This is a genomic window from Vibrio sp. (assembly GCF_984391705.1).
In genome coordinates this window covers 58,551-68,400 of record NZ_CFHWOM010000016.1, presented here as the reverse complement: position 1 = coordinate 68,400, position 9,850 = coordinate 58,551, and the positions used below count along the sequence as shown (strand labels likewise).

The following is a 9,850-nucleotide window of genomic DNA, read 5'->3' as shown; positions in this document are numbered from 1 at the left end:
AGATTCAGTCATTTATTTAATCTTCAATAAATTAAACGTCCACGGGTATCCTACCTCGTGGGGTTATTAAATTCGCCAGTCATCATCCTTGCGACCAACGCTCTGACCTAGCCGCCTAGGCGACTAGCTTAGATTCAATATATTGTAGTGCTTTTTCTACCACTTCGTCGATACTCATCGAAGTGGAATCAAGCAACAGCGCGTCCTCAGCAGGGCGAAGTGGTGCCACTGGGCGGTTACGATCTCGATCGTCACGCTCTTGGATCTCGCGCAAAAGGTCGTCAAATTTAACATCTAACCCCTTGCCTTGCAACTGTTTAAGTCTTCGACTCGCGCGCTCTTCAGCGCTTGCATCAAGAAATATTTTTGCTTCTGCTTGAGTAAAAACAACGGTTCCCATATCTCGACCATCTGCAACTAAGCCTTTACCTTCAGCAAATGCACGTTGACGACGTAACAAGGCTTCTCGAACTCTCGGCAGTGCAGCAACCTTTGATGCAGCCATACCAGTCTCTTCCTTGCGTAGCTCGCCCGAAACATCTTCACCTTCAAGGATAACTTTGACGAGTTCACCTTCTGCAATAAATTGGACATCAAGGTGAGTTGCAAGCGGCACAAGTGCATCTTCAGAGTCCAAGTCTACACCGTGATGAATAGCTGCTAGAGCAAGAACACGATAAATCGCACCTGAATCTAACAAATGAAAACCTAGCTTCTTTGAGAGAAGCATACAAAGCGTGCCTTTACCTGCTCCGCTTGGTCCATCAACGGTGACTACCGGTGTATGAGACGACATCTTTAACTCCACGTTAGTTGGCTTCAGCATGAGTTGTGCTGTATCTATTCGGCGTGAAATTATAGAGGTATTCCGCATTGGGTGCTAGGAAGGATTGAGGAAAATTTAAAAAGAGCGCCGAAGCGCTCTTAGCTAGTATCAGAGCTCGATTCTCGCGCGGTTCTTTTCCACTATTGAGGGGCCTATTCCTTTAACAGCAACTAAGGCATCAGCGCTTTCAAAACTGCCATGCGCCTCTCGATATTCGACTATCGCCTGCGCCTTTTTTAAACCAATACCCTTTAGCAAATCTGCGAGCTCTTGGGCACTCGCCTGATTAACATTAACCGTAATTTCAATTCCTTCGTATTTACTATCAGTACTCTCACCCGCAATAGCGATATTTGGTGAAAGAATTATAAGTAGAAAAGGAAGCAACCATTTCGACAACATTAAAATCTCCTTGTTTAAACAATGACAATTGGAGATTAACTTGACCAAAGAGATTTAAAACAGCTGAAGATGAAAAACAAAACGGGCTGCGAAAGCAGCCCGTTTTAATCTATATATCAGTTACATAACTTTATTGAGCTACAACAAAGTACTCAATATCTGTTGTTTTACGTAAGATACTAATCAGCCCGGTTAGGTCAAGCTGAGCGTTCATCTGCGTCAATTGGTTACCAATTTGTGCATTGTACTGTGCATCGAACGCATCACTCACTTTTGCCAGCTTAACAACTGCAATGTTGCCATCGAGTTCTTTTGCTTGTGCATACTCAACCTGCCCCTCAGATGGCTTAGGCATAGCAAACACTACATCTGCCATAGGTGAACTACGATCAAGAGTTTCTAGTGAACCAAAGGCCAAACCATTCTCAGCCAATAAGTCTTGCTTACCTTCTTTTAGCTCAGCAACCAATTTATCAGCCAGTTCGATAGCATTTTGTTCACCTTTCACCTTTGAAAGTGTCGTGGTTACTTGCTCGCGAACTTGATCAAGTGGAAGCACCGTTTCATCACGCTCATCTTCAACACGAACAACAATCACATGCTCTGGCGCTACTTCAATTACTTCTGAGTTCAAACCATCTTCTTTCACTTCTGGGCTCAAGATAGCTTGTAAAACTGCTGGAGCTTTTAGCAGGTCAGGTGCATCAACTTGAGAAATGAAATCCGTCGTTTCGATTTTTGCATTGATTGCAGCGGCAGCATCATCTAAAGAATCTGGGAATTCAAACGCTATTTTTTCAAGCTCGCTCTGCAACTCATAGAACTGGTCAACAGCTTGCTGGTCTTTGAGCTCTTGCTTAATTTCAGCCGCAACCTCAGCGTAAGGCTTCGCAACCGAATCTTTCAACTCATCTAGCTTAATGATGTGGTAACCAAAATCAGACTTTACGAGACCCGACACATCGCCGACATTCTTCAAGGCAAATGCTGCATCTTCAAATGCAGGGTCCATCACCTCACGTTCAATCCAACCTAGTGAGCCACCTTCAGAAGCACTGCCAAAGTCGTCGGACTTTTCTTCTGCTAGAGTAGAGAAATCTGTGCCTGCGTTTAACTCATCAAGAATTGCTTGTGCTTTCGCTTCATCATCACCTTCAACAAGGATATGACTTACACGACGTTGCTCTTCTGAAGAGTACTTATCCATATGCTCGTTATAAAATTTCTGAGCTTCTTCATCAGAAATAGTAATCGCATCTTTCAGCTGTTGAGCGGAAAGTTCGATATACGCAACCTTCACCTGCTCTGGTCGAGTATAACGCTCTGCATTCTGCTGATAAAAGTCTTGGATATCTTCCTCAGATAATTCAACTTTCGCAGCAAAATCCGCTAACGGAAGCGTCAACGTTTCTACTTCTCGTGTTTGAGTTAGTAGCTTAGCTTGAGCCTCAACTTCAGTTGGAAGTGAGAAATCACTTGCTTGGATAGCCGTAAGCAGTTGGTTACGTACTAAATCACGACGTAAGTATTCTGCAAAGCTTTCAGGAGTGAAGCCTGCACGACGAAGTGACGCTTGATAAATTTCTTGGTCAAACTGGCCGTCAGCTTGGAACTGAGGCATATCGACAATCATTGTACGAACTTGCGCGTCACTTACACGAAGACCTAAAGATTCAGCATGTTGCTCAATAAGCAGGTCGTTAATCATTCGATCGAGAACTGATTTACGGAAAGATTCTACGTAGCTCGGATCAGCAAGAAGATTTGAGAAATAGTCACCCAGTTGAGATTGCATTCTGTTGCGTTCATTTTGATACGCTTGCTCAAACTCTCCACGGCCAATTTCTACGTTACCCACTTTTGCAGCTGTATTGCCAGCGCCACCTACAATGTAGCTACCAACACCTGCAAAAACGAAAGATAGGATGATAAGTCCCAGGATAATTTTTACCGCGATGCTATTAACGCCTTCGCGTAATCGATCCATCATACTTAAACTACTCTCCGCTCACACTTCAAAGCCAGTTACATCAGCTTTCAAAGTGCCTAATACTAAAAAAATTGAATAGCGCGATAATACCAGAAAAAGAAATGCGCATCAGTATGATGCGCATAAATTAAAAAGGTTCTAAAAAAATTGGAGTGACACCCAATTTTTATTAGTTACAAGCGTCTTTCAGAGCTTTACCTGCTTTAAATGAAGGTACTTTCGCTTCAGCGATTTGGATTTCTTCACCAGTTTTTGGGTTACGACCAGTACGAGCTGCACGAGTACGTACACTGAAAGTACCGAAGCCAACTAGTGCAACTTGGTCACCAGATTGTAGTGTGTCGCTCACTGCTTCGATTAAAGCGTCTAGAGCGCGACCCGCTGATGCTTTAGATAGGTCTGCGTTTTCTGCGATTTTTTCTACTAATTGTGTTTTATTCACTGTGATTCCCCTTTGCGCTACCTGTTTTAATTATTCACGGCAGCATTCGTTCCATTTGTTTCAAATCAGCGACAATCCCTTACACAGCAAGGGCTGAAGCTATAGTCGCTAACGTTAGCGTCCAAAAAAAACGCTGACAAGCCTTTTTCGGTCTATCAGCGTAATCTTTTACTTATTTTTGCTACACATCACTATTTTACGGCAGCAATCTCGACTCCTGATGGGTCTTTTTCTAGTGCAACTTGCAGAACTTCGTCAATCCACTGCACTGGAATTACCTTAAGATCAGCAATTACGTTATCAGGAATCTCTTCCAAATCACGCTCATTATCTTTAGGAATCAGTACTGTTTTGATACCACCGCGATGAGCTGCTAACAACTTCTCTTTTAGGCCACCGATAGGTAGAACTTCGCCACGTAAGGTAATCTCACCTGTCATACCGACTTCCGCTTTTACAGGGTTTCCAGTAAGGCTAGAAACCAGCGCGGTACACATTGCGATACCTGCACTTGGACCATCCTTAGGCGTTGCACCTTCAGGCACGTGCACGTGGATATCACGTTTTTCGTAGAAATCTGAGTTGATGCCCAGTTTTTCAGCTCGAGAGCGTACCACTGTCATCGCCGCTTGAATCGATTCTTTCATGACATCGCCAAGAGAACCGGTTTGCGTTAACTTGCCTTTACCTGGCATCGCTTCAGTTTCGATGGTCAATAGATCGCCACCTACTTGTGTCCAAGCGAGACCAGTGACTTGACCGATTCGATTGCTATCTTCCGCTTTACCATAATCATGACGTTGAACACCTAAGTACTCTTTTAGGTTATCCATCGTAACGGTAACTGTTTTAAGATCCTTGTCGAGCAAGATATTTTTAACAGCCTTACGACAAATCTTCGAAATTTCACGTTCTAGGCTACGTACACCCGCTTCACGTGTGTAGTAACGAATAATGCCGATAATAGCCGAGTCTTCAATCTCAATTTCGCCAGTTTTAAGACCATTGCGCTTAATCTGTTTTTCAACTAAGTGGCGCTTAGCAATATTAAGTTTTTCATCTTCTGTGTAACCAGAAAGGCGAATCACTTCCATACGGTCTAGTAGAGGCCCAGGAATGTCCATTGAGTTTGATGTTGCGACGAACATGACATCAGAAAGATCGTAATCAACTTCTAAGTAGTGGTCATTAAAGGCATTGTTTTGTTCTGGGTCTAAGACTTCTAGTAACGCAGATGACGGGTCACCACGCATATCAGAAGACATCTTATCAATCTCGTCCAGTAAGAATAGAGGGTTTTTAACACCGACTTTCGACATTTTCTGGATCAGTTTACCCGGCATTGAACCAATGTAAGTTCTGCGATGGCCACGAATTTCCGCTTCATCACGCACACCACCTAATGCCATGCGCGTATATTGACGACCTGTAGCAGCTGCAATTGAACGACCTAGTGACGTTTTACCAACACCTGGAGGACCAACAAGACATAAAATTGGACCTTTAAGCTTGTTAATGCGGTTCTGTACCGCTAAGTACTCAAGAATACGTTCTTTTACACGCTCTAAGCCGTAGTGGTCTTCGTTAAGTATTTCTTCTGCTTTCGCCAAGTTCTTCTTAACTTTTGAACGCTTACTCCAAGGCACACCAAGCATCCAGTCAATGTAGCCACGGACCACTGTCGCTTCTGCCGACATCGGCGACATCATTTTCAGCTTTTGTAACTCTTGCTCAGTTTTTTCACGCGCTTCTTGAGGCATCTTAGATTCAGCAATTTTTTGCTTCAGCGCTTCAAATTCGTCAACGCCGTCTTCACCCTCGCCAAGCTCTTTCTGAATCGCTTTCATCTGCTCATTGAGGTAGTACTCTCGTTGAGACTTCTCCATTTGCTTTTTCACGCGTGTGCGAATGCGTTTTTCAACTTGCAATAGGTCAATTTCTGATTCCATTTGACCCATAAGGAACTCAAGACGCTCAGTCACATCTAAAATTTCAAGAACAGTCTGCTTGTCAGCCAGTTTTAAAGGCATATGAGCAGCGATTGTATCAGCCAAGCGCGCGGCTTCATCAATCCCACTAAGAGAAGTGAGAACTTCAGGTGGAATCTTCTTATTCAGCTTGATAAAGCCTTCAAACTGGTTAATCGCGCTGCGAACAATGACTTCATGCTCACGTTCGTCAAGCTCTTCTGTAACTAAATACTCAGCATCAGCTACGAAGAATTCTTCATCGGTTAGGCTATTGATCTTGGCACGCTGCTGGCCTTCAACAAGCACTTTTACAGTACCGTCTGGCAACTTCAGCAGTTGTAGGATGGTTGCAACTGTACCAACTTCAAAGAGGTCATTCTTCGTTGGCTCATCAGTGTCCGCTTCTTTCTGCGCAACTAGCAGCACTTGCTTGTTGTTATCCATCGCTGCTTCAAGGCAAGCAATCGACTTTTCACGACCAACAAACAAAGGAATTACCATGTGCGGGTAAACGACTACATCTCTTAGAGGTAGTACAGGGATCTCGATACGTTCGGAACGTTCCAAGTTCATATTATTCTCTCTTCCGCTTAGTCTTATGAGCAGTATATGGGGGCTAATTGGTTGGATTCAATGAAAGAATAAAAAAAAGGAGGTAATTGATTACCTCCTTTAATGATTTAGCAAATTCTGTGAATCGGGTTACGATTCAGCACCTGCCGCTTGGTTATCTGCATTGCTGTAGATAAGCAGAGGCTCTGATTCACCATTGATAACTGACTCATCAATCACAACTTTAGAAACGTCGTTCATTGATGGTAGTTCATACATGGTTTCCAATAGTACGCTTTCAAGAATTGAGCGTAGACCACGAGCACCCGTTTTACGCTCCATCGCTTTCTTCGCGATTGCACGGAGAGCATCTTCACGGAACTCAAGCTCCGAATCTTCCAACTCGAACAGTGCTGCGTATTGTTTGGTTAACGCGTTCTTCGGTTCGCACAGAATTTGAATCAACGCATCTTCATCAAGCTCAGTTAGCGTTGTCGTAACTGGTAAACGACCGATAAATTCTGGAATTAGACCATATTTAACCAAATCTTCTGGCTCAACTTGAGTGAACAGTTCACCCACAGTCTTAGTTTCGTCTTTAGAGCGAACTTCTGCACCAAAGCCAATACCTGTGCCTGTCGCTACACGCTGCTCAATAACCTTATCTAAACCTGCAAATGCACCACCACAGATAAACAGAATCTTAGATGTGTCTACCTGAAGGAACTCTTGCTGAGGATGCTTACGTCCACCTTGCGGTGGTACTGAAGCAACCGTACCTTCAATAAGTTTTAGAAGCGCTTGCTGAACACCTTCACCCGACACGTCACGTGTAATAGATGGGTTTTCAGCTTTACGTGAAATCTTGTCAATTTCATCAATGTACACAATACCACGCTCTGCTTTCGCTACGTCGTAGTCACATTTTTGCAGCAGTTTTTGAATGATGTTTTCTACATCTTCACCTACGTAACCCGCTTCAGTAAGCGTCGTTGCGTCTGCCATAGTGAAAGGTACATCTAGGAATCGAGCCAATGTCTCAGCTAATAGCGTTTTACCACTACCTGTAGGACCGATAAGAAGGATATTACTTTTGCCAAGTTCAACACCTTCGCTCGTTGTGTCCCCATTACGTAAACGCTTGTAGTGGTTGTAAACGGCTACCGCTAGCACTTTCTTAGCGTAATCTTGACCAATCACATAATCATCTAGATGTTCACGAATCTGTTTCGGCGCAGGTAGTGCCTCAGATTGTTTCTTAGGAAGAACATCTTTAATTTCTTCACGAATGATGTCGTTACACAGATCGACACATTCATCACAAATATAGACGGATGGACCGGCGATCAGCTTGCGAACTTCGTGCTGGCTTTTGCCGCAGAAAGAGCAGTAAAGAAGCTTACTACTACCGCTCTCTTTGCTTTTGTCTGTCATTCGCTAACCTCTTAGCCTTTACTCATATGATTTGAGTGTATATCAATTTAAACCGAATTGCGCTAAACAATTGCTATCAATTATTCACCGCGGTGGCTTAATACAGAATCAACCAAACCATACTCTACAGCTTGATCTGCAGACATAAAGTTATCACGATCTGTATCGCGCTCAATCACTTCTAGCGGCTGACCAGTATGCTCTGCTAACAACTTGTTTAGCTTTTGCTTGATAGTCAAAATTTCTTGAGCATGGATCTGGATGTCAGACGCTTGGCCTTGGAAGCCACCTAGAGGCTGGTGGATCATCACGCGCGAGTTAGGTAGCACATGACGCTTACCTGGGGCACCACCAGCAAGTAAGAATGCGCCCATAGAGCAAGCTTGTCCCATACATACGGTACTAACGTTCGGTTTGATGAACTGCATGGTGTCGTAAATTGACATACCTGCAGTTACGCTGCCACCTGGCGAATTGATGTAAAGGAAAATATCTTTATCAGGATTCTCTGACTCCAAAAATAGCAACTGTGCTACAACCAAGTTTGCCATGTGGTCTTCCACCTGGCCTGTCAGAAAGATGATGCGCTCCTTGAGCAAACGAGAATAAATATCGTAAGAACGTTCACCACGGGAAGTTTGTTCAACCACCATTGGTACTAGCGCGTCTAGAATTGGCGACATTGCATTTTTTTCTTGGTAGCTCATATTCTTATGTCCCTAAAATAAATGGCCCGGATGATAAATATCATACGGACCATTGTTAGCAGAATAGTTAACGTTTCGTCAACCTTCTACGCAAGATATTGCTTATTAAGCCGCTGGTTGCTGGTTCATTAGCTCGTTGAAGCTAACTTCTTTTTCAGAAACCTGAGCTTTAGCGATGATTGCGTCGATTGCTTGCTCTTCTAGAGCAACATTACGCATGTTGTTCATCATTTGCTCGTTTTGCTCGTAGTAAGAAACTACTTCAGCTGGATCTTCGTAAGCTGTAGCCATTTCTTCGATTAGAGCTTTCACTTTCTCGTCGTCAGCTTTTAGCTCTTCAGACTTGATAACTTCACCTAGTAGAAGACCTACAACAACGCGACGCTTAGCTTGCTCTTCGAACAGCTCACGTGGAAGTTGTGCAGCTGCTTCTGGGTTGCCACCGAAACGCTGTGCAGCTTGCTGACGTAGAGTACCAATTTCTTGATCGATAAGTGCAGCAGGTACGTCGATTTCGTTTTCTTTAACTAGACCGTCGATTGCTTGCTCTTTGATACGGTTCTTAACTGCTTGCTTAAGTTCACGCTCCATGTTCTTACGAACTTCTGCTTTAAGAGCGTCAACGCCACCTTCAGCAACACCGAACTTAGAAACGAACTCGTCGTTCAGTTCTGGAAGCTCACGAGCTTCAACTTTGTTTACTTTGATAGCGAATTTAGCAGCTTTACCTTTTAGGTTCTCTGCGTGGTAGTCTTCTGGGAAAGTCACGTCGATTTCGAATTCCATACCAGCAGTCTTACCTGCGATACCGTCTTCAAAACCTGGGATCATGCGACCAGCGCCCATTTCTAGTGGGAAGTTCTCAGCTTTACCGCCTTCAAACTCTTCACCGTCGATAGAACCAACGAAATCGATAGTAGCACGCTTGCCTTCTTCAGCAGCTTCTGCTACTTCTGCCCAAGTTGCTTGTTGCTTACGTAGAGTTTCAATCATCTCTTCAACGTCTGCGTCCTGAACTTCAGTTGTTGGTTTTTCAACAGCGATGTTCTCTAGGCCTTTTAGCTCAACTTCTGGGTAAACTTCAAAAGTTGCGTTGAATACTAGGTCTTCACCTTCTTTGTTTTCAACTGGAGCAAAAGTTGGAGCGCCTGCTGGGTTGATTTTTTCTTTAACGATCGCTTCGATGAAGTGGCGTTGCATTACTTCGCCCATCACGTCTTGACGTACTGCTTTGCCGTACATCTTCGCAACCATTTTTAGAGGCACTTTACCTTTACGGAAACCATCAAAACGACGGTTTTTCGCGATGTTGCGTAGTTCAGCTGTTACAGCGTCTTCGATGTTTGCAGCTGGAACAGTAATGTTAAGACGGCGCTCTAGGCCCTCTAGAGTTTCAACAGTAACTTGCATTATTCATTAACCTCAAAACTGGCTCAGTTTTCCTGAGCTTATGTGCCCTAAAATCCAAAAACAGGTAATAGGACCCATCCTTGTTTGTACTCAGCGAGTACTCTTTTATAAATCGAG

At 43.8% G+C, this 9,850-nt stretch carries 8 protein-coding genes; all 8 read right to left on the bottom strand.

Features of this window, described 5'->3' with window-relative positions:
* Positions 1-115 precede the first annotated feature (115 nt).
* The 8 genes from cmk to tig all read right to left on the bottom strand — a co-directional run bounded on the left by cmk (position 116) and on the right by tig (position 9,733).
* Positions 116-796: a (d)CMP kinase gene (gene cmk, locus AC4MRV_RS11235; protein WP_491187432.1), complete on the bottom strand. Its 681-nt coding sequence runs from the start codon at positions 794-796 to the stop codon at positions 116-118.
* 138 nt (positions 797-934) lie between these two features.
* A complete protein-coding gene (locus tag AC4MRV_RS11230) occupies positions 935-1,228 on the bottom strand; it encodes a ComEA family DNA-binding protein (protein WP_491187431.1) in 294 nt (97 codons plus the stop codon).
* A 130-nt stretch (positions 1,229-1,358) separates the two neighbouring features.
* A complete protein-coding gene (ppiD, locus tag AC4MRV_RS11225; RefSeq protein ID WP_491187430.1) occupies positions 1,359-3,218 on the bottom strand; it encodes a peptidylprolyl isomerase in 1,860 nt (619 codons plus the stop codon).
* A gap of 169 nt (positions 3,219-3,387) precedes the next feature.
* Positions 3,388-3,660: an HU family DNA-binding protein gene (locus tag AC4MRV_RS11220; protein WP_005473436.1), complete on the bottom strand. Its 273-nt coding sequence runs from the start codon at positions 3,658-3,660 to the stop codon at positions 3,388-3,390.
* Between the two features lie 191 nt (positions 3,661-3,851).
* A complete protein-coding gene (lon, locus tag AC4MRV_RS11215) occupies positions 3,852-6,203 on the bottom strand; it encodes an endopeptidase La (RefSeq protein WP_491187429.1) in 2,352 nt (783 codons plus the stop codon).
* A gap of 129 nt (positions 6,204-6,332) precedes the next feature.
* Positions 6,333-7,616, bottom strand: a complete 1,284-nt coding sequence (clpX, locus tag AC4MRV_RS11210) for an ATP-dependent protease ATP-binding subunit ClpX (RefSeq protein WP_491187428.1) — start codon at positions 7,614-7,616, stop codon at positions 6,333-6,335.
* A gap of 80 nt (positions 7,617-7,696) precedes the next feature.
* Positions 7,697-8,323: an ATP-dependent Clp endopeptidase proteolytic subunit ClpP gene (gene clpP / locus AC4MRV_RS11205; RefSeq protein WP_491187427.1), complete on the bottom strand. Its 627-nt coding sequence runs from the start codon at positions 8,321-8,323 to the stop codon at positions 7,697-7,699.
* 105 nt (positions 8,324-8,428) lie between these two features.
* Complete coding sequence (gene tig / locus AC4MRV_RS11200) at positions 8,429-9,733, bottom strand: trigger factor (RefSeq protein ID WP_491187426.1); 1,305 nt, start codon at positions 9,731-9,733, stop codon at positions 8,429-8,431.
* Positions 9,734-9,850: the final 117 nt, after the last annotated feature.